The 24,185-nt window shown below is 63.6% G+C and carries 22 protein-coding genes and 1 other RNA gene; 22 read left to right on the top strand and 1 reads right to left on the bottom strand.

Annotated features, from left to right (window positions below; genetic code table 11):
• Positions 1-164: 164 nt before the first annotated feature.
• The 6 genes from NKI54_RS17450 (at position 165) to NKI54_RS17425 (ending at position 3,743) form a co-directional block, all read left to right on the top strand.
• On the top strand, positions 165-884 hold the full coding sequence (locus tag NKI54_RS17450) for a J domain-containing protein (protein WP_023676779.1): 720 nt from the start codon (positions 165-167) through the stop codon (positions 882-884).
• Complete coding sequence (locus NKI54_RS17445; protein ID WP_352636618.1) at positions 881-1,648, top strand: N-acetylmuramoyl-L-alanine amidase; 768 nt, start codon at positions 881-883, stop codon at positions 1,646-1,648. The genes NKI54_RS17450 and NKI54_RS17445 overlap by 4 nt, the downstream gene beginning before the upstream one ends.
• A 185-nt stretch (positions 1,649-1,833) precedes the next feature.
• The gene (locus tag NKI54_RS17440) at positions 1,834-2,577 is read left to right on the top strand and encodes a lytic transglycosylase domain-containing protein (protein WP_352575073.1); all 744 of its coding nucleotides are present in this window, start codon (positions 1,834-1,836) and stop codon (positions 2,575-2,577) included.
• Between the two features lie 59 nt (positions 2,578-2,636).
• Positions 2,637-3,035, top strand: an RNA gene (gene rnpB / locus NKI54_RS17435) — RNase P RNA component class A.
• Between the two features lie 151 nt (positions 3,036-3,186).
• Positions 3,187-3,462: a type II toxin-antitoxin system ParD family antitoxin gene (locus NKI54_RS17430; protein WP_023676776.1), complete on the top strand. Its 276-nt coding sequence runs from the start codon at positions 3,187-3,189 to the stop codon at positions 3,460-3,462.
• On the top strand, positions 3,459-3,743 hold the full coding sequence (locus tag NKI54_RS17425; RefSeq protein ID WP_352636619.1) for a type II toxin-antitoxin system RelE/ParE family toxin: 285 nt from the start codon (positions 3,459-3,461) through the stop codon (positions 3,741-3,743). Before NKI54_RS17430 ends, NKI54_RS17425 begins: the two co-directional genes overlap by 4 nt.
• Here the strand turns inward: NKI54_RS17425 and NKI54_RS17420 are convergent.
• The gene (locus NKI54_RS17420) at positions 3,723-4,838 is read right to left on the bottom strand and encodes a cystathionine gamma-lyase (protein WP_352636620.1); all 1,116 of its coding nucleotides are present in this window, start codon (positions 4,836-4,838) and stop codon (positions 3,723-3,725) included. The genes NKI54_RS17425 and NKI54_RS17420 overlap by 21 nt on opposite strands.
• A 405-nt stretch (positions 4,839-5,243) precedes the next feature.
• Here NKI54_RS17420 and mraZ point away from each other — a divergent pair, with 405 nt between their 5' ends.
• The 16 genes from mraZ (at position 5,244) to ftsZ (ending at position 24,165) form a co-directional block, all read left to right on the top strand.
• The gene (gene mraZ / locus NKI54_RS17415) at positions 5,244-5,702 is read left to right on the top strand and encodes a division/cell wall cluster transcriptional repressor MraZ (protein WP_352456172.1); all 459 of its coding nucleotides are present in this window, start codon (positions 5,244-5,246) and stop codon (positions 5,700-5,702) included.
• Positions 5,699-6,730 carry a 16S rRNA (cytosine(1402)-N(4))-methyltransferase RsmH gene (gene rsmH / locus NKI54_RS17410; RefSeq protein ID WP_352636621.1) on the top strand — a complete coding sequence of 344 codons (1,032 nt, stop codon included), beginning with the start codon at positions 5,699-5,701 and terminating at the stop codon, positions 6,728-6,730. Before mraZ ends, rsmH begins: the two co-directional genes overlap by 4 nt.
• Positions 6,731-6,734: 4 nt before the next feature.
• The gene (ftsL, locus tag NKI54_RS17405; RefSeq protein ID WP_023676771.1) at positions 6,735-7,112 is read left to right on the top strand and encodes a cell division protein FtsL; all 378 of its coding nucleotides are present in this window, start codon (positions 6,735-6,737) and stop codon (positions 7,110-7,112) included.
• Between the two features lie 14 nt (positions 7,113-7,126).
• On the top strand, positions 7,127-8,854 hold the full coding sequence (locus NKI54_RS17400; RefSeq protein ID WP_352636622.1) for a peptidoglycan D,D-transpeptidase FtsI family protein: 1,728 nt from the start codon (positions 7,127-7,129) through the stop codon (positions 8,852-8,854).
• A gap of 54 nt (positions 8,855-8,908) precedes the next feature.
• Positions 8,909-10,363 (top strand): UDP-N-acetylmuramoyl-L-alanyl-D-glutamate--2,6-diaminopimelate ligase, encoded by a 1,455-nt coding sequence (locus NKI54_RS17395; RefSeq protein WP_352636623.1) that lies wholly within the window; start codon positions 8,909-8,911, stop codon positions 10,361-10,363.
• Positions 10,360-11,793, top strand: coding sequence for a UDP-N-acetylmuramoylalanyl-D-glutamyl-2,6-diaminopimelate--D-alanyl-D-alanine ligase (locus tag NKI54_RS17390; RefSeq protein WP_023676768.1), 1,434 nt, complete (start codon positions 10,360-10,362; stop codon positions 11,791-11,793). The genes NKI54_RS17395 and NKI54_RS17390 overlap by 4 nt, the downstream gene beginning before the upstream one ends.
• A 24-nt stretch (positions 11,794-11,817) precedes the next feature.
• A complete protein-coding gene (gene mraY / locus NKI54_RS17385; RefSeq protein ID WP_023676767.1) occupies positions 11,818-12,900 on the top strand; it encodes a phospho-N-acetylmuramoyl-pentapeptide-transferase in 1,083 nt (360 codons plus the stop codon).
• Positions 12,901-12,908: 8 nt separating this feature from the next.
• Positions 12,909-14,309, top strand: coding sequence for a UDP-N-acetylmuramoyl-L-alanine--D-glutamate ligase (gene murD, locus NKI54_RS17380; protein WP_352570481.1), 1,401 nt, complete (start codon positions 12,909-12,911; stop codon positions 14,307-14,309).
• Positions 14,309-15,460 carry a putative lipid II flippase FtsW gene (gene ftsW / locus NKI54_RS17375; protein WP_352456168.1) on the top strand — a complete coding sequence of 384 codons (1,152 nt, stop codon included), beginning with the start codon at positions 14,309-14,311 and terminating at the stop codon, positions 15,458-15,460. Before murD ends, ftsW begins: the two co-directional genes overlap by 1 nt.
• A 1-nt stretch (position 15,461) precedes the next feature.
• Positions 15,462-16,586: an undecaprenyldiphospho-muramoylpentapeptide beta-N-acetylglucosaminyltransferase gene (murG, locus tag NKI54_RS17370; RefSeq protein ID WP_352456167.1), complete on the top strand. Its 1,125-nt coding sequence runs from the start codon at positions 15,462-15,464 to the stop codon at positions 16,584-16,586.
• Positions 16,583-17,989, top strand: a complete 1,407-nt coding sequence (gene murC, locus NKI54_RS17365) for a UDP-N-acetylmuramate--L-alanine ligase (RefSeq protein ID WP_352456166.1) — start codon at positions 16,583-16,585, stop codon at positions 17,987-17,989. The genes murG and murC overlap by 4 nt, the downstream gene beginning before the upstream one ends.
• Complete coding sequence (gene murB, locus NKI54_RS17360) at positions 17,986-18,951, top strand: UDP-N-acetylmuramate dehydrogenase (protein WP_031211769.1); 966 nt, start codon at positions 17,986-17,988, stop codon at positions 18,949-18,951. The genes murC and murB overlap by 4 nt, the downstream gene beginning before the upstream one ends.
• Before the next feature lie 315 nt (positions 18,952-19,266).
• The gene (locus NKI54_RS17355; RefSeq protein ID WP_023676761.1) at positions 19,267-20,193 is read left to right on the top strand and encodes a D-alanine--D-alanine ligase; all 927 of its coding nucleotides are present in this window, start codon (positions 19,267-19,269) and stop codon (positions 20,191-20,193) included.
• Positions 20,181-21,122, top strand: coding sequence for a cell division protein FtsQ/DivIB (locus NKI54_RS17350; RefSeq protein ID WP_023676760.1), 942 nt, complete (start codon positions 20,181-20,183; stop codon positions 21,120-21,122). Before NKI54_RS17355 ends, NKI54_RS17350 begins: the two co-directional genes overlap by 13 nt.
• Positions 21,119-22,426 (top strand): cell division protein FtsA, encoded by a 1,308-nt coding sequence (gene ftsA / locus NKI54_RS17345; protein WP_023676759.1) that lies wholly within the window; start codon positions 21,119-21,121, stop codon positions 22,424-22,426. The genes NKI54_RS17350 and ftsA overlap by 4 nt, the downstream gene beginning before the upstream one ends.
• Positions 22,427-22,494: 68 nt before the next feature.
• On the top strand, positions 22,495-24,165 hold the full coding sequence (gene ftsZ / locus NKI54_RS17340; RefSeq protein WP_352692047.1) for a cell division protein FtsZ: 1,671 nt from the start codon (positions 22,495-22,497) through the stop codon (positions 24,163-24,165).
• The last annotated feature ends 20 nt before the right edge of the window (positions 24,166-24,185 follow it).

Here is a 24,185-nt window from a genome sequence, read left to right as displayed (position 1 = left end):
AGGCCGGCCTTTCTGCTGCTTACGATGCCAGCGCCTGGCGGCCGAGTGCGACGACGTGAGCGCTGGCGCCAGCCGCCTCAGGCATTGCGCCAAATCGATTGGGCCAGCCCCTGCGTCACTGTCTTGGCTTGATAGCGATGGGTGGTTAGCCCTATGAAGCCCCCATGTCGATTTGGGACCGCCTTGGTGACTTCGTCACACGCGTTTCATCTTCAGCGTCGTCAGGCGTCGCCGAAGTGGTCGAGGCCGTGCGCACGGTTTTCTCCGGCGATGCCGATCTGCGCCGGCGCGTCGCCTTCTCGGTGGCGATGATCGCCCTGTCGGCCAAGATGGCCAAGGCAGACGGCATCGTCACGCAAGACGAGGTGCGCGCCTTCCAGGAAATATTCGAGGTGCCGAAGGAACAGAGGCGCAATGTGGCGCGGCTCTACGATTTGGCCAAACGCGACATTGCCGGTTTCGAGACCTATGCCGAGCGGATGGCGCAGCTTTGCGGTTCGGGCCATTCGAACTGCCTGATGCTCGAGGACATACTCGACGGGCTGTTCCACATCGCCAAGGCCGACGGGCTGGTGCATGAGCGCGAGGGCCAATTCCTGCATCGCATCGCCGAGATATTCCGCATCGATGAGGCGCATTACCAGAGCATCCTGGCCCGGCATGTCGATCTGGGTGCGGCCGATCCTTATATTGTGCTCGGCATCGAGCGTGGGAAGCCGTTCGAGGAGGTCCGCAGGCGCTACCGCAAGCTGGTCTCCGACAATCATCCGGACCGGCTGATCGCACGCGGCCTGCCGCAGGAATTCATCAAGATCGCGACGACCAGGCTGGCGGCGATCAACGCGGCCTATGAAATGATCGAGCGGGGCCTGCGGCACGCATGAGCGGCTTTCCGCCCGATGAGCCGAGCGCCGAGGTCAGGGTATCGCCGAATTTCGGACCACGGCGCGGGACGCTCGGACCCGATATGATCGTGCTGCACTACACCGGCATGGCTACCGGCGCCGGTGCCGAGGCATGGCTTTGCGATCCGGCAAGCGAGGTCTCGTCGCACTACCTGGTCCATGAGGGCGGCCGCATTGTTCAGATGGTAAGGGAAAGCGACCGCGCCTGGCATGCCGGCAGGAGTTCGTGGTTCGGGCTGAACGACGTCAACTCCTGTTCGATCGGCATCGAGATCGTCAATCCGGGGCATACGCTCGGCTATCGCAACTTTCCAAAACCGCAGATCGACGCGGTGATCGGCCTGTGCGCCGGCATCGTCGAGCGCCATTCCATTCCGGCGCAGCGGGTGCTTGCCCATTCCGACGTGGCACCGGGGCGAAAGGTCGATCCAGGCGAGAAATTTCCATGGAAGGCCTTGTTTGCTGCCGGTATCGGCCATGTTGTGCCGGCAGCACCGATCCGGCGCGGCGCCGTGCTGAAGCCAGGCGATACCGGCGCCGAGGTAGAGGCGCTGCAGTCGATGCTGGCGCTCTATGGTTATGGCGTCGAGATCACCGGCACTTTCGACCGGCAGACCGAAATCGTGGTCGAGGCATTTCAGCGGCATTTCCGGCAGCGCCTGGTCGATGGCATGGCTGACGGATCGACGATCCGCACGCTGGAAAGGCTGCTCGCTTCCGTAAGGATAGCCTCTCTCAAATAATCTTTTGCCAGCTTAAAAATTACAATCTGTTACTCAAAGTGACTTGCGTCGCCTTCTTTGGCGCCAATTCCGTCGTCAAAGGCGATCCGTACAGATTGTCGGACGTCTATCCCCCCAAATGTTCCGATGTTGATTGAGGGTATCTGCGCGAAGTTCTTTGTGCAGATCAAACAGAACAGGATCACATGCAGAAATTGACCGTTTTAACGGCAGCCATTGCTGCCGGCGTAATGACTTTTGCCTTCAGTGCGGCGAACAGCGCACCGCTGAGCCAGCGGGCCGATCAGGGCTTCAGTGCCGCAGCCGGCAAAACCGCCATGCCGAAGGGTGGTGCAAAAGTAGAGAAGACCGCCACCGCAAAAGTGGAAAAAGCGGCCGCGGTAAGGACGAAAAAGCCAGTCTCCGCGAAAAGGCCAACCGCTGCGAGAAAGACAATCGCCAAACAGCATGTGAAGCGTAGCCGCAAACGCATCGACCGCATGGCAACGGCGTCAGTCGCTCCGAAGAGCAGGCCAGCGCCTCAGGCGGCGGTAGTCGGCGGCAGCGGACAGTATTCGGCGATCATTGCGCGTTATGCCGCCAGCTATGGCGTCCCGGTGTCGCTCGCCAACGCCGTCATCAAGATCGAAAGCAACTACCAACCGAACCAGGTCGGCAGCGCCGGCGAGATCGGCCTGATGCAGATCAAGCCGGCGACGGCAAGGATGATGGGCTATAGCGGTTCGGTTCAGGGTCTCTACGATCCCGATACCAACATCAAATACGGCATGAAGTACCTTGCCATGGCGCGGGATCTCGGCGGCGGCACGACCTGCGGCACGATCCTGAAATACAATGCCGGCCACGCCGCCACACGGATGAACCCGGTGTCCGCAGCCTATTGCGGCAAGGTCAAGGTGCAGCTGGCAGCACTTGGAGCGCCCGCCTGACAAGCGACAACTTGCTTTTTCGTTTGCGTTTTCGGGCCTGAACCCCTTTATACGCCTTGCCAGCTGGCCGGGCGGCCGCACCCGCGAAGCCGAAAGGCTGCGGGTGAGGAAAGTCCGGGCTCCATGGAGACACGGTGCCGGTTAATGACCGGCGGGGGCGACCCCAGGGAAAGTGCCACAGAAAGCAAACCGCCACGATCCAATCGTGGCAAGGGTGAAAGGGTGGGGTAAGAGCCCACCGCGCGACTGGCAACAGGAGCGGCACGGTAAACCCCACCGGGAGCAAGACCGAATAGGGGCGGTGCGAGGGGAAACCCTCGAGGGCTGTTTCCGGCTCACCGTCCGGGTAGGTTGCGTGAGGCGCATGGCAACATGCGCCCAAGATGAATGGCCGCCACGTTCTCGCCCCGTAAGGGGCGAGGGCCATACAGAACCCGGCTTACAGGCCAGCTGGCAGTTTTCCCCGACAAAAGGAAATCTCCTGATATCAGCAGGTTGCGTCTTCGGGCGCAGCCGTTGATTCACTTTCGACCCCTGCAGCCGAGCGCGACAATCCTTGAAATTGGTACGATTTAATCGTACCATTGAGAGATTGATCAGGAGTGCGCCATGGGCCACGTTGACAAACGCAGCATCACGCTATCGCCGGAACTGGCGGCGGCGGTCGACGACGTGGTCGCCGCCGGCGAATATGCCTCGGCGAGCGAGGTGATCCGCGACGCGCTGCGGCAATGGAAGGACCGGCGCGACCTGCTCGGCTACACGGTCGAGGAATTGCGCAAGCTGGTGCAGGAGGGGATCGACAGCGGACCGGGACGGTTTGCGTCGATCGACGAAATAAAGGCCGAAGCGCGGAGACGATTGAAACCCGACAGCGCGGCATGAATTTGCTGCCCATCATCCGAACCGCAAATGCGGAAGAGGATTTGATCGCGATCTGGCTTCATGTTGCGCAAGACAGCGAGGCTGCGGCCGATCGATTGCTCGATCGGATCGAAGCCCGCTGGCAGCAAGTGGCCACTTATCCCTTCTCAGGTGCCCCGCGCGAAGACATCGCGCCCGGCATCCGTCACCTGATCGTCGGCGTCGAAGAGGCGATCGAAATCGTTCGCGTCCTCCACGGCCGGCGCAAGATCGACGCCGATTCAGCCACCGATTGCGTCTAGCGACGCCTCGATCGCCTGCCAAAGCTCTTCCACCGGCTCGCAGCCGATCGACAGGCGAACGAAGCCGGGCGGAACGGCATCTCCCCTTTTTGATCGCCGTTCGGCCGAAGTGTGCACGCCGCCGAACGACGTCGCTGCCTGCATCAAGGCGCAATTGTTGATGAAATCCTCGGCCCTGTCCTCCGAGGCGAGCACGAACGAGATGAGAAAGCCGAAGCGCTCCATCTGGGCGCGGGCAAGATTGTGCGATGGATCGCTCTCCAGTCCCGGAAAGCGCAAGCCGCTGATCGCGCGATGGTTTTTCAGCCGTCGCGCTATCATTTCGGCGGAAGCGCACATGCGGTCGAAGCGCACGTCCAGCGTTTCGAGGCCGCGATGCACCAGCCATGCCTCGAACGGCCCGGGGATAGCGCCCGACGCCTCGCGCCAGTCGGTCACCCTCGAGATAATGTCCGCGTCGCGGCTGGCGACATGGCCGAACAGCACATCGGAATGGCCGTTTGGTGCCTTGGTGTCGGCGGCAATGACGATATCTGCACCGAGATCGAGCGGGCGCTGGCCGAAAGGCGTCATCGTCGTGTTGTCGACCACAAGCACCGCACCCGCTCTATGCACGGCCTCGGCGACGGCTGCGATGTCGCATATGTCCAGTCCTGGGTTGGCGGGCGTTTCGACGAAGGCAAGCCGATACCTATCGAAGCCGCCGTCGAGGAAGCTCGATGTTGGCCGGACATCATAAGCGACGCCGAAGGACTTCAGGAAGCGCTCTGCCAGCGCCCTCGTCGTGTGATAGCCGTCGGACGGCAGCAGGATACGGTCGCCGGCTTTGAGCAGGCCGAAAAATACCGCCGAGATGGCAGCCATCCCCGAGGGGAAGGCGACGCATGGGGCGTCTTCCAGATGCGCCAGCATGTGCTCGACCGCATCCCAGGTCGGATTGCTGAAGCGGCCATATTGATCGTAGCCGGTGGCGTCGCCGGGCGCATGAAAGATGGCGGCCATGGTCAGGGGCAAGGGGATCGGGTCGCCCTTGGCAAGCCTGCCGCGATACAGATGGGGAAGTGCCGCGGCGCGCGACTTGGCTGTTTCGGACATGGTTTCAACCTCGTTACTGACCGGAAAAGGAGATGCCGAGGCTATGCGCGGCAGCGATCCGCAGCAAGCCGGCTCCGGTTGGGCCACACGGCTCTAAACGCTTCGTTAGGCTTAATAGACGATAAAGACGGGAGTGCCGTCAAAGCTGCTCTCCCCAGTCGTGGCAAGCGCGTTTTGAAGACTGTTCCCGTTGACGCCCATAACACCCCATGATATCCCATTCCGATACTCAAGCCTTCGTTCCGTGTCAGGGTGAAGCGTACGCCAATCGGGCAGCCGCGGCGGCAGCGCGTTTGCCTGCGTTCGCCCGTCACAACGAAGCGGGTTTTGGACGTCGACCGGGCCGGGGCGGCGCGGACAGGAAGATGCAGAGGGGTGCGGCGGCGCAAGCGGCCGTAACGCGTAATGGACCGGTTTCTGTCGAACGCGGTGAACAGGATCGATGCGAAGGGACGGGTGTCCGTGCCGGCGCATTTCCGTGCCGTTGTGCAGAAACGCGGCTATTCGGAACTTTATGCGCTACGCTGCCTGGATCGCCCGGCGATGGATGTCGGTGGGCTCGACCTGCTCGATCGCTACGAGCAGCGTATCGCCCAGGAAGACCCGTTCCTGCAGACGGCGGACGATATGTCGTTCTTCTGCCATGGCGATGGAACGTTTCTGAAGCTCGACCAGGACGGCCGTATCACGATGAGCGATTTCATTCGCGAGCATACCGGCATTTCAGCGGAAGTGGCCTTCGTTGGCCGCGGCAATTTCTTTCAGATCTGGGAGCCGGGACGGCTCAGCGCCTATGGGACGGAAGCACGCGCCCGGCTTTTGCAGCTTCGGCAGGGGACGAAGCCCGAGGAGCGGCCGGAATGATGGCGGGCGACGGCGATGAAGTTCATGCCGTTGGCGGACCAGCCCGTCACATTCCGGTCCTCCTTGCCGAAGTTCTGGGGGCGCTGGCGCCGACAAAAGGCGAGGTGATCGTCGACGGCACGTTCGGTGCCGGCGGCTACACCAAGGCCATTCTGGCAAGCGGAGCCTCGGTCGTCGCCATCGACCGCGATCCGGATGCGATCGCGGCGGGGCGGGCCCTTGAACAGCAGTCCGGCGGCAAGCTCAGGCTTGTCCAGGCACCGTTCTCGACGCTCGACGAGCAGGTTGAAAGTGCCGATGGCGTCGTGCTCGACATCGGCATCTCCTCCATGCAGATCGACCAGCCGGAGCGCGGCTTTTCATTCCGGGCCGATGGACCGCTCGACATGCGCATGGCGCAGGCGGGCCTGAGCGCCGCCGACGTCGTCAACACCTTCAAGGTGGGCGATCTTGCCCGCATCTTCGGTTTTCTCGGCGAGGAACGCCATGCCGGGCGCATCGCCCGCATGATCGAGAGCCGTCGCGAAAAACGCCCCTTCGAGCGCACGCTCGACCTTGCCGATGCCATCGAGACGCATATCGGTCGCGCGCCGAAAGACAAGATCCATCCGGCCACCCGCGTTTTCCAGGCGCTGCGCATCTTCGTCAATGACGAACTCGGCGAACTGGCCAAGGCACTGTTTGCCGCCGAGCGCGTGCTGAAACCGGGCGGGCGGCTTGTCGTGGTGACCTTCCATTCCCTCGAGGACCGCATCGTCAAGCGCTTCATCGCCGACAGAGCCGATTCAGCGACCGGATCGCGGCACCTGCCCGAGGCGCAGGCGCGCACCGCCACCTTCACCAAGAAGGGCGGCGGCGTGACGCCTGGCGATGCCGAGATATCGGCAAATCCGCGGGCGCGCTCGGCAAGGCTGCGCACTGCAATCCGTACAGAGGCGCCGGCGCGTGCCGGCGATTTTTCGATCTTCGGCCTGCCAAAACTGCCTGGCCCAAAGCTTCCCGGCGCCGATCGACCGGGAGAGAGGTGAGCACGTGTTTCGTACCAGCGACATAGTCCTGATCGCCGTCATGGTTTCGGCGGCTGCCCTGACCTACAAGACCAAGCGCGAGGCCGAGGAGCAACTGGCGGCAGTGCACAAGATCCAGGCGCAGATCCGTTATGAGGAGGACACGATCGACCTGCTCAAGGCGGACTGGAGCCTGCTTACCCAGCCGTCGCGCCTGCAGAAGCTCACCGAAATCTACAAATCGCAACTCGGACTCGAGCCGGTCAATGCGCGCCAGATCGTCGGGCTGGACGATCTGCCGGCGAAACCCGTCAACATCGAGGACCTTTCATCGCAGCGGCTGGGCGGCATGGCCGATATCGGCGGCAAGGATCCCGTGGTGACCGGAGGCATCGTCCAATGATCACCGGATTTCCAATGGCTGCCAGATTTCCAAAGATTGGCAGGCTGCTGAAGCGCGGTTCGAAGCCCGGCGCGGGCGGATCGATCGTGGTCGAAGGTGCCCGCAAGGCGACCGGTGGCAAGGGCAGGACCCGCATCGTCATGACGATGGCGGTGTTCTTCGGCATCTATTCGACCATTGCCGGGCGGCTGGTCTATCTGGGTTTCCAGAATCCCGACCTGTCGGGCGGGCCGCAGAGCCGGGTGACGGCATCGCGACCCGACATCGTCGACCGTAACGGCGAAGTGCTGGCGACCGACATCAAGACCGCGTCGCTGTTTGCCGAACCGCGCCGCATCGTCGATGCCGACGAGGCGATCGAAAAGCTGTCGACGGTGCTTCCCGAGATCGACTACGAGCAGACATATAACAAGCTGAAGAGCGGCGCCGGGTTCGTCTGGCTGCAGCGGCAACTGACGCCGAAGCAGCAGGCCGACATCATGCAACTCGGCATCCCCGGATTCGGCTTTCGCACCGAAAAGCGCCGGTTCTATCCGGCCGGCGAAACCTCGTCCTACATTGTCGGCCTCACCAACATCGACAATCAGGGCATCTCCGGCATGGAGAAATACATCGACGAACAAGGCTTGAGCGACCTTCAGGCGTCGGGCCTGGCGGTGGCCAGGGATTTGAAGCCGGTGCAGCTCTCGATCGACCTGCGCGTCCAGCATATCGTGCGCGACGAGGTCGCCACCGGCATGGAAAAGTACCACGCCATCGCGGCGGGCGCCGTCGTGCTCAACGTCAAGACCGGCGAGGTGCTGGCGATGGCGTCGGTTCCGGATTTCGATCCGAACAACCCCTATAACGCGCAGGACAAGGACAGGCTCAACCGTATGTCGGCCGGCCTCTATGAAATGGGGTCGACCTTCAAGAGCTTCACCACCGCTATGGCGCTCGATTCCGGCAAGATAACGCTGCAAAGCCGTTTCGACGCGTCGCGCCCGATCAGGATCGGCCATCAAACCATCCATGATTTCCATGGCAAGGGCCGGATATTGTCGGTGCCGGAAGTGTTCATCTACTCCTCCAATATCGGCTCTGCCAAGGAAGCCGAAGCGGTTGGCATCGACGGACACCGCGAATTCCTGCATCGCCTGGGAATCCTCGAGAAGATGCAGACCGAACTGCCGGAAGTCGCTCGGCCGACCGAGCCCAAGGTCTGGAAGCAGGTCAATTCGATCACCATCGCCTTCGGCCACGGTGTGTCGACGACGCCGCTGCAGACAGCGGTCGGCTGCGCCGCGCTGATGAATGGCGGCTATCTGATGGACCCGACCTTCCTGCCGCGCACGCAGGAGCAGGCGATGGCGGTGGCCAAGAAAGTGGTCAGCGACAAGACGGTCGAGGGCATGCGCTATCTCTATGCACTCAATGCTGAAAAGGGATCCGGCCGCAATGCACGGGTGCCAGGATACCGGGTGGGCGGCAAGACGGGAACGGCGGAGAAGGTCGTCAACGGCCGTTACTCGAAGGAAAAGAATTTCAACGCCTTCGTTGCGGCTTTCCCGATGGACGATCCGCAATACATAGTGCTTACGATCGCCGACGAACCGAAGCCGGAAAAGCCCGGCATGGGTGCTACGGCCGCCTCGAACGCGGGCATCATGGCTGCAAACATCATCCGACGTGCGGCTTCCATGCTTGGCGTGAAGCCAGATTTCAGCCATGAAAATGGTGCAACGCTGGTTTCCTATCAGTGATTCTTGGGGCGCGCCGGCAACTGCGCGCTATTTTGTTGCGATGAACGGGGTTCGATGAAGCTGAAAAATCTAGCCGGTATCCTGCCTGTCGAGGGGACAGCTTCCTTCGACATGGAGGCTACAGGGATTTCGTCGGATTCCCGCCAGGTAACACGGGGCGTCGTCTTTTTCGCGCTCACCGGCTCCAAGGCGGATGGCGCAGCCTACGCAGCCGATGCCGCGAGCCGAGGCGCTGCAGCGATCGTGGTCGGCAAGGGCAGTGCCGTCGCCGGGCTGCCAGTCCCGGTTCTTGTCGTAGACGATCCGCGCCTTGCACTGGCCCTGAGTGCTGCACGTTTTTTCGGTATGCAACCGCAAACCATGGTCGCGGTGACCGGAACCAGCGGCAAGACCTCGGTCGCCGCATTCACCCGGCAGATATGGGAGCAGGCGGGTTTCGCCGCCGCCTCGATCGGCACGACCGGCGTGGTGGCGCCGGGCCGCAACGAATATGGCTCGCTGACCACGCCGGATCCGGTGGCACTGCACAGGCTGCTCAAGGAGCTGGCGGAGGCCGGCGTCACCCACGCCTCGATGGAAGCGTCCAGCCATGGCCTCGACCAGCGCCGGCTCGACGGCGTCAAGCTTGCGGCCGGCGGCTTCACCAATCTCGGCCGCGACCATATGGACTATCATCCGACGGTCGAGGACTATCATCGCGCCAAATTGCGTCTGTTCGACGCGCTGCTGCCGAAGGGCGCGCCGGCGGTCATCTTTGCCGACGACCCGTGGTCGGAGCCGACGATCAAGGCGGCGCGGGCAGGGGGACTGAATGTGCTGACGGTCGGCCGCCACGGCGATTTCCTGCGGCTGAAGCGGGTCGAGCACGAGCGCCACCGCCAGCGCGCCGAGGTCGAAGCGGACGGCGTTCTCCATGAAGTCGACTTGCCGCTGGCCGGCGACTTCCAGATTGCAAATGCGCTGGTGTCGGCCGGCCTCGCCATTTCGACTGGAACATCTGTTGCCAAGGCGTTAATGGCGCTGGAGAAATTGAAGGGCGCGCCGGGACGGCTCGACCTTGTCGGGACAGCCGCCAACGGCGCGCCCGTCTATGTCGACTACGCTCATAAGCCGGATGCGCTGGAAAACGTGCTGGCTTCGGTGCGCCCCTTTACCACCGGCCGCGTCATCGTCGTATTCGGTTGCGGCGGCGACCGCGATCGGGGCAAGCGGCCGATCATGGGCGAGATCGCCACAAGGCTGGCCGACGTCGTCATCGTCACCGACGACAATCCCCGCTCGGAAGTACCCGAGACGATCCGCGCCGCGATCCTGGAGGCCGCACCTGGCGCCATCGAGATCGGCGACCGGCGCAAGGCCATCCACGAGGCGGTCGGGATGCTTCACGCTGGCGACACGCTGATCGTGGCCGGCAAGGGCCATGAGGAAGGCCAGACCATCGGCACCGAGACGCTGCATTTTTCCGATCATGAAGAAGTTCGCTCGGCGCTGCGGGAGCAAGCAGCGTGAGTTATCTGTGGACCTCCGAGGCGCTGGTTGCCGCCATGGATGGCCGGCCGCTCGGTCCGATGCCTGAAGGCATCGCCGGCATTTCCATCGACAGCCGCAGCCTGCAGCCGGGAGACGCTTTCTTCGCCATCAAGGGCGAGGCTATGGACGGCCATGATTTCGTCACCGCCGCCATCAAGGCGGGTGCCGGCGTGCTGATCGTCGCCGAGGGCAAGCTGCCGTCGCTGGGGCGGCTGACGGCACCGATGATCGTCGTGGAGGACGTGCTTGTCGCTCTGGAAAAGCTCGGCGTTGCCGCGCGCGCACGCTCAAAGGCCAGGGTGATTGCCGTGACCGGGTCGGCGGGCAAGACCACCACCAAGGAAGCACTGCGCCACGCTCTCTCCGCGGTCGGTACGGTGCATGCATCGGCCCAGTCGTTCAACAATCACTGGGGGGTGCCGCTGACGCTGGCGCGCATGCCGCAGGGTTTCGACTATGCCGTCTTCGAGATCGGCATGAACCATCCGGACGAGATCCGGCCGCTGGTCAAGATGGTCCGGCCGCATGTCGCCATCGTAACGTTGATCGCGGCGGCTCACCTCGGCTTCTTCCGCAACCTGGACGAGATCGCCAAGGCCAAGGCAGAGGTTTTCGAGGGACTGGAGCCCGGTGGCGCCGCCCTTCTCAACCGCGACGATGCGCGCTGGAAGCTGCTGGAGAAGATGGCCAAAGAGGCCGGCGTCGAGCATGTCTACGGGTTCGGCGAGAATGCCCGGGCGACCTTCAAACTGATCAAATGCGAGCTCAATGCCGATCACTCGGTCATCACCGCCAAGATTGGCGGGCACGAGATTGTCGCCAGGATCGGCGCGCCGGGCCGCCATATGGTGCAGAACGTGCTCGCGGTGCTTGGTGCCGCGCATCTGGTCGGCGCCGACGTCACCAGAGTTGCGCAGGCGCTGGCCGATCTTTCGCCCGAACGCGGACGCGGCAAGCGCTATGTGTTGCGTCACCCCAACGGGCCGATCACGCTGATCGACGAGAGCTACAACGCCAATCCGGCGTCGATGAGCGCTGCAATGGCACTGCTCAACACGACGCCGGTGTCGGGCGAAGGCAGGCGCATTGCCGTGCTCGGCGATATGCTCGAGCTCGGCAGCCATTCGGCGAAATTGCATGCCGCGCTTGCCGGTCTGATCGTCGGCACCGACACGCGCACGGTCTTTCTCGGCGGCCCGGAGATGCGGGCGCTGGCCGACGTTTTGCCCGGCGAGATCAGGACGGAGTACCGCGCCGGTGCGGAAGATCTGAAACCGGTTCTTCTATCGGAATTGAAGCCCGGCGACGTGGTTATGATCAAATCGTCGAAGGGCATAGGCTTTTCAAAGCTGGTCGAGGCGTTGCTCGGCAAGTTTCCGGCGGAAGCCACAACCAGCAGACAGACCTAGGATCGGTCCGGGGGACGCAAGCGCATGCTAACACTGCTCGTCGAATTTGCGGACAAGATCTCGGTCTTCAACGTCTTCCGCTACATAACCTTCCGCACCGGCGGAGCGCTGATCACAGCGGCGCTGATCGTGTTCATCTTCGGACCGACCATCATCAATTCGCTGCGGCTGCGGCAAGGCAAGGGCCAGCCGATCCGTGCCGACGGGCCGCAGACGCATTTCAAGAAGGCGGGAACGCCGACAATGGGCGGACTGATGATCCTGTCCGGCATCGTCGGTTCGTCCCTGCTGTGGGCGAACCTGTCGAGCATCTACGTCTGGGTGGTCCTGCTGGTGACGCTGGGATTCGGCTCGATCGGCTTTTACGACGATTATCTCAAAGTAACCAAGCAATCGCATCTCGGCTTTTCCGGCAAGGCGCGGCTGGGGCTCGAATTCGTCATCGCCGGCATCGCCGCCTGGGTGATCATGCATAACGGCCAGGCGCCGTTCTCGTCATCGTTGACATTCCCTTTCGCCAAGGAGTTTCTCGTCAATCTCGGCTGGTTCTTCATCCCGTTCTCGTGCTTCGTCATCGTCGGCGCCGGCAATGCGGTGAACCTGACCGACGGTCTCGACGGGCTGGCGATCGTGCCGATCATGATCGCCGCCGCATCCTTCGGCGTCATCGCCTATCTCTCCGGCAACGCGGTGTTCGCCGAATATCTGCAGATCCATTTCGTGCCCGGCACCGGTGAACTTGCGGTGGTCCTTGGAGCGGTGATCGGCGCCGGGCTTGGCTTCCTCTGGTTCAATGCGCCGCCGGCGGCGATCTTCATGGGCGACACCGGCTCGCTGGCGCTGGGTGGGCTGATCGGCACGGTCGCGGTGGCGACCAAGCACGAGATCGTGCTGGTCATCGTCGGCGGCCTGTTCGTCGTCGAGATATTCTCGGTCATCATCCAGGTCGGCTACTTCAAGATGACCGGCAAGCGCGTCTTCCTGATGGCGCCGATCCACCATCATTTCGAAAAGCTCGGCTGGACCGAAAGCCAGGTGGTGATCCGCTTCTGGATCATCGCCGTCATCCTGGCGCTGGTCGGCCTGTCGACCCTGAAGCTCAGATAGGAGGCCGCTTGATCCCCGCCGCATCCTTTTCAGGCAAGCGCGTTTCGCTCTTCGGGCTCGGTGGCTCGGGGATTGCCACGGCGCGCGCGCTGATCGAGGGCGGCGCGGATGTGCTGGCGTGGGACGACAATCCCGACAGCGTCGCCAAGGCCGGCGCGGTCGGCATCACGACAGCGGACCTGCGTGGTGCGGACTGGGCGAGGTTTTCCGCCTTCGTGCTGTCGCCCGGCGTGCCGCTGACGCATCCCAAGCCGCACTGGACCGTCGAGTTGGCGCGGGGCTCAGGCGTGGAGATCATCGGCGACATCGAGCTTTTCTGCCGCGAGCGGATGCTGCTGGCACCGGCAGCACCTTTCATTGCCATTACCGGCACCAACGGCAAGTCGACGACCACGGCACTGACGGCGCACATCCTAAAATCGGCTGGGCGCGACACGCAGATGGGCGGCAATATCGGCCGCGCGGTGATGACGCTCGATCCGCCGCAGCCTGAACGGCACTATGTGGTTGAGTGCTCTTCCTACCAGATCGATCTTGCCCCTTCGATCAATCCGACGGCCGGTGTGCTGCTCAACCTGACGCCGGACCATCTCGACCGCCATGGCACGATGCAACACTACGCCTCGATCAAGGAGCGGCTGGTGGCCGGCAGCGAGACGGCAATCATCGGTGTCGACGATTCCTGGTGCGCCCAGATCGCCGATCGGCTGGAGCGGGCCGGCCGGCAGGTCATCCGCATCTCCAAGCGCCTGCCGCTGACCGACGGTTATTTCGCTGACGGCACCAACTTAATGGAAGCCGTGCACGGCCGCTACAGCCGTGTCGCCTTCCTCGAAGGCATCGGCTCGTTGCGCGGCCAGCACAATGCGCAGAACGCGCTGGCCGCCGCCGCCGCCTGCCTCAAGGTCGGGCTCGAGCTCGGCGAGATCCAATCCGGACTTGAGAGTTTCCCTGGGCTGGCGCACCGCATGGAGCAGGTCGGCCGCAAAGGGCATGTGCTGTTCGTCAACGATTCCAAGGCGACCAATGCCGATGCCGCTGCACCGGCGCTGTCGAGCTTTGCGCGTATCTACTGGATTGCCGGCGGCCTGCCGAAAGAGGGCGGCATCGAGCCGTTACGCGGCTTCTTCCCGCGCATCGCCAAGGCCTATCTGATCGGCGAAGCCGCACCGGCCTTTTCGGCGACGCTGGGCGAAGCGGTGCCCTACGAGATATCAGGCACGTTGGCGGCGGCAGTCGAACACGCCGCCCGCGATGCGGCCAGGGATAGTAGCGGCGAGGCAGTGGTGCTGCTGTCGCCGGCCTGCGCCAGTTTCGACCAGTTCAAGAATTTCGAAGTGCGCGGTGAGGCGTTCAGGCAAGCCGCAACCGCCATTGATGGCGTGAAGCCCATCGGAGGGACACGATAATGCAAAGCCGTCTCGACAAAAGCCCTGTGGCGACCTGGTGGTGGACGATCGATCGCTGGTTCCTGGCGGCGTTCCTGTCGCTGATGGGGCTCGGCATCGTTTTGTCCTTCGCCGCAAGCCCGGCGGTGGCCGAGCGCATCGGGCTAGACAGTTTCCACTTCGCGACACGCCAGATTATCTTCACCATTCCGGCGCTTGGGGTAATGCTGGCCGTCTCGTTCCTTGAATCCAGGCAGATCCGGCGCATGGCGCTGGTCATGTTGTGCATCATGCTGTTTCTGATGGTGGCGGTGCTCTATATCGGCGTCGAGGTGAAGGGCGCGCGGCGCTGGGTGTCGCTAGCCGGCCTGTCGATCCAGCCGTCCGAGTTCCTGAAACCGGCCTTCGTCATCATCTGCGCCTGGTTGTTCGCCGAGCACAAGCGCCAGCCCGACATTCCGGGCAATTTGTTCGCCATGTTGCTGCTTGCACTGGTCATCTCGCTGCTGGTGGCGCAGCCTGACCTTGGGCAGACCATGCTGGTGCTCGGCACCTGGGGGGTGATGTTCTTCATGGCCGGATTGCCGTGGCTGTGGATCGTCGCGCTGGGTGCTGCAGGCGTCGGCGGCGTGTTCGCCGCCTATGCAGTGTTCCCGCACGTTGCCGGCCGTATCGACCGCTTCATGACCGGCGAGGGCGACACGTTCCAGGTCGACATGGGCCGCGAGGCGCTGATCAATGGCGGCTGGTTCGGCGTCGGGCCGGGCGAGGGTACCGTCAAGCGGGTCATCCCCGACAGCCACGCCGACTTCGTCTTCTCTGTCGCCGGCGAGGAATTCGGGCTGATCATGTGTTTCTTCATCATGTCCATCTTCGGCTTCATCGTGCTGCGCGGTCTCAACACGGCGCTCAGGGAGCAGGACGATTTCACCCGCTACGCGGTTGGCGGCCTGGTCACGGTCTTCGGCCTGCAGTCGGTCATCAACATGGCCGTCAATCTGCAGCTGATGCCGGCCAAGGGAATGACGCTGCCGTTCATCTCCTACGGCGGCTCTTCGCAGATCGCGATCGCCATCTCGATGGGCATGGTGCTGGCGCTGACGCGCAAGCGCCCGGAAAAGCGCAAGCAGCTGGGCTTCATGCCGTCGCCGCGTGCGATGCCGGCGGAGTGAGATGGCGAAGGGGGTCATCCTTCTGGCGGCAGGCGGAACCGGCGGACATCTGTTCCCGGCCGAGGCGCTGGCACATGAGCTCAAGACGCGCGGCTGGGCGGTACATCTGGCCACCGACGACCGCGCCGAGCGCTATGCCGGCAGGTTCCCCGGCGACGGCGTCCACGCTATCGCCTCCGCTACCTTCGGGTCGAGAAATCCGCTGACTGTCGCGCGGACCTTCTGGACCCTGTGGCGTGGATTCCGCCAGTCGTCCGCCCTGATCGCCCGGCTGAGGCCGAATGCGGTGGTGGGCTTCGGCGGCTATCCGACGCTGCCGCCGCTGTTCGCGGCGACGCGACGCGGTGCGCCAACGCTGATCCATGAGCAGAACGCGGTAATGGGCCGCGCCAACAAGGCGCTCGCGCCGCGGGTGACGGCGATTGCGGGGGGCTTCCTCAAGGCCTCCGGTCCCTTCTCGGCCAAGATCGTGGAGACTGGCAATCCGGTCCGGCAGGCGGTGCTCGACGTGGCCGGCAGGCCCTATGCCGTGCCCGAGCCCGGCGGACCGCTGCGGCTGCTCGTCTTCGGCGGTAGCCAGGGCGCGCGCTATTTTTCCGACACTGTGCCTGAGGCGGTGGCGGCGATGCCCAGCGCAATGCGCTCGCGGCTGAGCATCGTGCAGCAGGCACGCGGCGAGGACGAGGCGCGGGTGAGAGAGCACTACCGCGCTCTCGGCATCGAGGCCGAGGTCGCGTCGTTCTTCTCCGATCTGCCGGCGCGCATGGCCGCCGCGCATCTCGTCGTCTCACGCTCGGGCGCGTCGACGGTGCTCGAGCTTTCGGTGATCGGCCGGCCGGCCATCCTCGTGCCTCTTCCGCATGCCCTCGACGACGATCAAGGCCACAATGCACAGATCCTCGTCAATGCGGGGGGCGCGGTGATGCGGCGCCAGCCCGGCCTCGACGCGGCGGCGCTCGCAGGCGAGATCGTGGAGTTGCTGGGCGACGGCGACAGGCTCGCCGCCATGGCCTCGGCGGCCCGCTCGGTGCGAAGACCCGACGCGGCGCGGTTGCTCGCCGATCTGACAGAGGCTATTGCGTCCAGGAAATCCGTTTCGGAATTCAGGAAGGAGACGCACGCATGAAGATGCCACAGACGATCGGCCTCGTGCATTTCATCGGCATTGGCGGCATCGGCATGAGCGGCATCGCCGAGGTGCTGCACAATCTCGGCTACAAGGTGCAGGGATCCGATCAGGCTGACAGCGCCAATGTGCAGCGGCTGCGCGACAAGGGCATCGAATGCTTCGTCGGCCATCAGGCCGAAAACCTCGGCGAGGCCGAAGTGGTCGTCGTCTCCACCGCAATCAAGAAATCCAACCCGGAGCTGAAGGCGGCGAGAGAGAAGTTGCTGCCGATCGTGCGGCGCGCCGAAATGCTGGCCGAGCTGATGCGCTTCCGGCAGGCGGTCGCGATCGGCGGCACGCATGGCAAGACGACGACGACTTCGATGGTGGCGACGCTACTCGAAGCCGGCGGGCTCGACCCGACGGTAATCAATGGCGGCATCATCAATGCCTATGGCACCAATGCCCGCATGGGAGACGGCGAATGGATGGTGGTCGAGGCCGACGAGAGCGACGGCACCTTCCTCAAGCTGCCGGCCGAGATTGCCGTCGTCACCAATATCGACCCCGAGCACCTCGACCATTACGGCTCCTTCGACAAAGTGCGCGAAGCGTTTCGTCAGTTCGTCGAGAATGTGCCGTTCTACGGCTTTGGTGTGATGTGCACCGACCATCCCGAGGTGCAGGCGCTGGTCGCCCGCATCGAGGACCGGCGCGTCATCACCTATGGCGAAAATGCGCAGGCCGACGTGCGCTTCACCAATCACCGCATGGACGGCCCGACCTCGGAATTCGACGTGGTGATCCGCGACCGCAAGACGCACGGCCAGATAACGATATCAGGCCTGCGGCTGCCCATGCCCGGGCGCCACAATGTCTCCAACGCGACGGCGGCGATTGCCGTCGCGCATGAGCTCGGCCTTTCGGCTGAGGCAATCAAGAAGGGCCTGTCGTCTTTCGCGGGCGTCAAGCGGCGCTTCACCCATACCGGTTCGTGGAACGGTGTCGATGTGTTCGACGATTACGGTCATCATCCGGTCGAGATCACGGCGGTACTGAAAGCTGCGCGCAGCGCTACCAAGGGTCGCATCATCGCCGTTACACAACCGCATCGCTTCACCCGGCTGCGCGATCTGTTCGACGAGTTTTCCGTCTGCTTCAACGACGCCGATACGGTAATGGTGGCGCCCGTCTATGCGGCCGGCGAGGAACCGATCGACGGCGTCACGTCCGACGCACTGGTGTCGCGCATCCGCTCCGGCGGCCATCGCGACGCACGCTACATCGAAGGTCCGGCGGCGATTGCGCCGATCGTGCGCGAGGTGGCGAAGCCGGGCGATTTCGTCGTCTTCCTCGGCGCCGGCAACATCACCCAATGGGCCTATGCGCTGCCCAAGGAACTCGGCGGGACCATCTCATGATGCGCGGCCAGGCGTTGATCGAGAAGCTTGGCGACCGGCTTGCCGGACTGCGCGGCCGCATCACGCCCAATGCCGAGATGGACAAGATCACCTGGTTTCGAGCCGGCGGGCTCGCGGACGCATTGTTCCAGCCGGCCGACGAGGACGATCTTGCCACGTTCCTGAAGGCGGTGCCGGAGGAAATTCCGCTGACCATCGTCGGCGTCGGCTCGAACCTGCTTGTCCGTGACGGCGGCATTGCGGGCTTTGTCATCCGGCTTTCGGCCAAAGGCTTTGGCGAGACCGAAGTAATTGCGCCGACCACGATCAAGGCGGGCGCCGCGACACCCGACAAGCGCCTTGCGGCCGTTGCCTACGAGGCAGGCATCGGTGGCTTTCATTTCTACCACGGCATTCCCGGCGCCATTGGCGGAGCGCTGAGGATGAACGCCGGCGCCAATGGCGTCGAGACGCGCGAGCGCGTGGTCGAGGTGCGGGCACTCGACCGCAAGGGCAATGTTCATACGCTGAGCAATGCCGATATGGGCTATGCCTATCGCCATTCAGCGGCGCCGTCCGGGCTGATCTTCACGTCGGCGCTGCTCGAAGGCATTCCTGAGGACAAGGCGGCGATCAAGGCCGCGATGGATGCTGTCCAGAACCATCGCGAGACCGTGCAGCCGATCCGCGAAAAGACCGGTGGCTCTACCTTCAAGAATCCTGAGGGCACCTCGGCCTGGAAGGAGATCGACAAGGCCGGCTGCCGCGGCCTGATGGTTGGTGGGGCGCAGATGTCGCCGATGCATTGCAACTTCATGATCAACACCGGAACCGCCACGGGCTACGAGCTTGAATATCTCGGTGAGACGGTGCGTGCGCGCGTGCTCGAAAGATCAGGTATCCGGCTGCAGTGGGAGATCAAGCGCATCGGTAATTTTCGGCCGGGCCATGCCGTCCAGGAATTTCTCGGGCAGTTGCTTTAGGCAAGCTGACCGCCGTTGCCTTTCGGAGTCATGAATTCACATTTTGCTGCCGTTTTTGCGGAAAGTGAATCCATCGGAATCGTAAGCACTTGCCAGCGAATCAACTCTCTGATTCTCTGCCCTGAAGCGTTTCCTGATTTGAGTCGTTTCGACGCGTTACTCGCGTTTCCGTCTGGGGGGGCAACCTGCCGGGAGACTCGGACTCAATGTTGCGGAAACACGGGAGCGAAGTTGCTCGGGCGCATTTGAGTGCGCGCGATGCTTTTCGGGCCATGCATGATGGTGCAGGCCTGCTGTGAGAGGAAATGACGGGGAATGACAAGCAAGCACGTGGCCGTCCTTCTGGGGGGATTCTCGTCCGAGCGGCCCGTATCCCTGTCGTCGGGCAAAGCCTGCGCCGATACGCTGGAGGGGGAGGGCTACCAGGTCACCCGCGTCGACGTCTCGCGTGACATCGGCTCGGTGCTCGCCGAGCTCAAGCCTGACGTCGTCTTCAATGCGCTGCACGGCCCCTTCGGCGAGGACGGCACCATCCAGGGCATCCTCGAGTACCTCGCCATTCCGTACACCCATTCCGGCGTGCTTGCCTCGGCGCTTGCGATGAACAAGGAACAGGCCAAGAAGGTCGCCAAGGCGGCCGGCGTTCCGGTGGCGGAATCGAAGGTGGCCAATCGCTTCGCCATCCAGAACAAGCACCCGATGAAGCCGCCCTATGTAGTCAAGCCGGTCAACGAAGGATCGAGCTTCGGCGTCGTCATCGTGCATGAAGGCCAGTCGCATCCGCCGCAGATCATCGGCTCGTCCGAGTGGAGATATGGCGACGCGGTGATGGTCGAGCGTTATGTGCACGGGCGGGAATTGACGTGCGCGGTGATGGGCGATGTGGCGCTCGGTGTCTGCGAGATCATCCCGACCGGCCATTCCTTTTACGACTATGATTCAAAATACGTCGCGGGAGGATCAAAACACGAATGCCCGGCAAAACTTTCACCGAATATTTACCAAAAAATACAGACACTGGCACTCAAGGCTCATCAAGCTATCGGCTGTCGGGGCGTTTCCCGGTCGGACTTCCGTTATGACGATCGTCACTCCGAAAACGGCGAAATTGTCTGGCTCGAGGTCAACACCCAGCCGGGCATGACGCCGACGTCTTTGGTGCCGGAAATCGCCGCGCAAGCGGGACACTCGTTCGGCGATTTGTTGAGTTGGATGGTGGAGGACGCTTCGTGTCTGCGTTGAAGTGGGGACAGGGCAACGGGAAGGGCGCGGCCGGGCCGGCGCTGTTCGGCATGCCGTTGTCGTTCGACCATTTCGTGCTGCCGCGCCTGCTCCGCCGGCCGGTGCGCGTGCTGGCGCGCCTCGGCGAAGGCGACTTCGAAGCGCCGCCCTATTGCGCTGCCATGCTGTCGGCGGCACTGCTTGTTTCGAGCAGTGCCTATGGCGCCTATCTCGGCGGATATTCCGACGCCATCGTCCAGAGTGTCACCGCCCGCACCGGCTTTGCCGTCGACCAGGTCAAGGTCGTCGGCAACCGCGAAACGTCCGAGATCGATATTCTCGACAGGCTGGAACTCGACGGCTGGACCTCGCTGATCGGCTTCGATGCCGAAGCCGCGCGCGAACGCATCACCACGCTACCCTGGGTCGAAGCCGCGGCAGTGCGCAAGGTCTACCCGCATACGCTGGAAGTGCGCGTCGAGGAGCGCGAGCCGTTCGCGCTGTGGCAGCAAGGCAGCGCGCTTTCGGTCATCGAGAAATCCGGCACCGTCATTGCGCCATTCTCCGGCGGCAAACAGATATTGCTGCCGCTGATCATCGGCACCGGCGCACCGGCCAAAGCGCCGGATTTCCTAGCCAAGATCAAGAATTATCCGGAGCTCGCCGCGCGGATCAAGGGCTATATCCGCATCGGCGAACGGCGCTGGGACCTCAAGCTTGAAAACGGCATCACGATCAAGCTTCCCGAAGACGGTGAGGATCAGGCGATTGCCGACCTGGTCAGGATGGATCACGAGAACGGGCTTTTGACGCGCGACATCGCCGCCGTCGACATGCGCCTTTCCGATCGTCTGGTCGTCCAGTTGACGCCGGAAGCGGCGACACAGCGCCAAGCCGCGCTCGACGAAAAGCCCAAGATGCTGAAGCGCAAGCCGGAGACGAAGATATGAGCTGGCTTGGCGGCAATAGCGATGCCTCGTCGCGCCGGTCCGGCATCCTGACGGTGCTGGATGTCGGCTCCAGCAAGGTCTGCTGCGTGGTGGCCAAACTCAAGCCGCGCGACGATGGCAAGCTGCTGCGCGGACGCTCGCATCGCGTCCAGGTGATCGGCATCGGCCACCAGAAATCGCAAGGCGTGAAATCGGGCGTCGTCATCGATCTCGACCGTGCCGAGCACGCCATCCGTCTTGCCGTCGACGCCGCCGAACGCATGGCGGGACTGACGGTCGATTCGCTGATCGTCAACATGACTGCCGGCCGGCTGAAGAGCGAGGCTTTTTCGGCCACCATCAATCTCGGCGGCCATGAGGCCGACGAGGCCGACATCAAGCGCGTGCTTGCCGCCGGCGCCAAGCAGGCGTTGCGGGCCGAGCGCGAGGTGATCCATTCGCTTCCCGTAGCCTTTTCGCTGGATGCCGAGCGCGGTGTGCGCGATCCGCGCGGCATGGTTGGCGACCAGCTTGGCGTCGACATGCACGTGCTGACAGGCGACGCAGCGCCCTTGCGCAATCTGGAGCTCTGCATCAACCGCTCGCATCTGTCGGTCGAACGCATGGTGGCGACGCCCTATGCCAGTGGGCTTGCTGCGCTGGTCGACGACGAGCTCGAAATGGGCGCGGCCTGCATCGACATGGGCGGCGGCACGACGACGATCTCGGTGTTTTCGGAAGGCAAGTTCGTCCATGGCGATGCCATCGCGATCGGCGGCAACCACGTCACGCTGGATATGGCCAAGGGCCTGTCGACCTCGCTCGATGCCGCCGAAAGGCTGAAAGTGATGCATGGCTCGGCGCTGCCTGGCAGTGCCGACGACCGCGACCTGGTTTCCATCCATCCGATCGGCGAGGACGGCGAGGTGCCGTTGCAGATCCCGCGCTCGGTGATGACGCGCATCATCCGCGCCCGCATCGACGAGACGCTGGAATTGTTGCGCGACCGGCTGAACAAATCCGGCTACGGCAACGCCGTCGGCAAGCGTGTGGTGCTGACCGGCGGTGCCAGCCAGCTTGCCGGCCTGCCAGAAGCAGCACGCCGCATTCTCGGCCGCAATGTGCGCATCGGACGCCCGCTTGGCGTGGCAGGCTTGCCCGAGGCGGCCAAGGGGCCGGCTTTCTCGACCCCGGTCGGACTTCTGATCTATCCACAGATGGCGAGCTTCGAGAGCCGGCCGGCGAAGGGAATTTCCGGTCTTCGGATGACCGGAACAGGCGGAAAACTGCATCGAATGAGTCAGTGGTTGAGAGACAGTTTTTAATTTTGACGGGGACAGCCCCATAGGCGGCCGCGGCGGCGAAGCGGCGGGAAAGGCAAAGGACGAAGACAATGACCATCAATCTGCAGAAGCCGGACATCACCGAGCTCAAGCCGCGCATCACCGTGTTCGGTGTCGGCGGCGGCGGCGGCAATGCCGTCAACAACATGATCACCGCCGGCTTGCGCGGCGTCGAGTTCGTGGTGGCCAACACCGACGCGCAGGCACTGACGATGTCGAAGGCCGAGCGGCTGATCCAGCTCGGCGCGCATGTCACCGAGGGTCTCGGCGCCGGATCGCAGCCTGAAGTCGGGCGCGCGGCGGCGGAGGAATGCATCGATGAGATCATCGATCATCTCTCCAACACGCATATGTGCTTCGTCACTGCCGGCATGGGCGGCGGCACCGGCACCGGGGCGGCTCCCGTCGTTGCCCGCGCTGCCCGCGAAAAGGGTATCCTTACCGTCGGCGTCGTCACCAAGCCGTTCCACTTCGAAGGCCAGCGCCGCATGAAGACGGCCGACATGGGTATCGAGGAACTGCAGAAATGCGTCGATACCCTGATCGTCATTCCCAACCAGAACCTGTTCCGGCTGGCCAATGACAAGACCACCTTCGCCGATGCCTTCGCCATGGCCGACCAGGTGCTCTATTCGGGCGTTGCCTGCATCACCGACCTGATGGTCAAGGAAGGCCTGATCAATCTCGACTTCGCCGACGTCCGCTCGGTCATGCGCGAAATGGGCAAGGCGATGATGGGGACTGGCGAGGCTTCGGGCGAGGGCCGTGCAATGGCCGCGGCGGAAGCCGCCATCGCCAACCCGCTGCTCGACGAGACCTCGATGAAGGGCGCCAAGGGCCTGCTGATCTCGATCACCGGCGGCCGCGACCTGACCCTGTTCGAAGTCGATGAGGCGGCAACCCGCATTCGCGAAGAGGTCGACCAGGATGCCAACATCATTCTGGGCGCCACTTTCGACGAGGAACTCGAAGGCGTTATCCGCGTGTCAGTGGTCGCCACCGGCATCGACAAATCGGCGGCCGAAATCGCTGCCGCGCCGATCGCCATCCGCACGGCTCCGCCGAAGGCGGCCAGCCGCCCGGCGGCTCAGGTCACGGAAATGCGCCCGGCGCCTGTCCAGCAGCCGATCTATGAACCACGTGCTGCCGATCCGGTCGCCGAGGCCATTCAGCTCGCCGAGGCGAATGCGGCAGCGATGGCGCAGGCCCGCCCGGCACCGGTCGCCCATGCGGAAGACTTCCGCCCGCAGAGCAAGATCTTCCAGGCGCCACCGGCTCAGCCGCAGCCGATGATGCAGCCAGTGGTTCAGCAAGCGATGCAGCCGGCTCCGCATCGTGAAATGCCGCAGCCGGTTGCCGCAGCGCCCCAGCGCATGCCGCGGGTCGAGGATTTCCCGCCGCAGGTGAAGGCCGAAGTGGAAGCCAAGATCCGCCCGGCCGACCACGAGAACAGCGGCCCGATGGGGTTGCTCAAGCGCCTGACCAACGGTCTGACCCGCCGCGAAGAGGAGCCTGCACGGCTGCAGCCGGCGCAGCCGCGCGAACCGAAACTGCGCCAGGCGCCGGCCGAAGTGCGCCGCCTAGCCAGCCAGGATCCGCAGCTTTACGCGCCGCGCCGCGGCCAACTGGACGAGCAGGGCCGCCTGACGCCGCAGAGCCGGGCTGTCCAGGAAGACGATCAGTTGGAGATTCCCGCCTTCCTGCGCCGACAGGCCAATTGATCTGTTAACGGTTCGTAACA

This window comes from Mesorhizobium sp. M0663 (genome assembly GCF_040320585.1).
Lineage (GTDB): Bacteria > Pseudomonadota > Alphaproteobacteria > Rhizobiales > Rhizobiaceae > Mesorhizobium.
The sequence above is the reverse complement of the archived record's forward strand: the minus strand, read 5'-3'. Positions and strand labels throughout refer to the sequence as shown.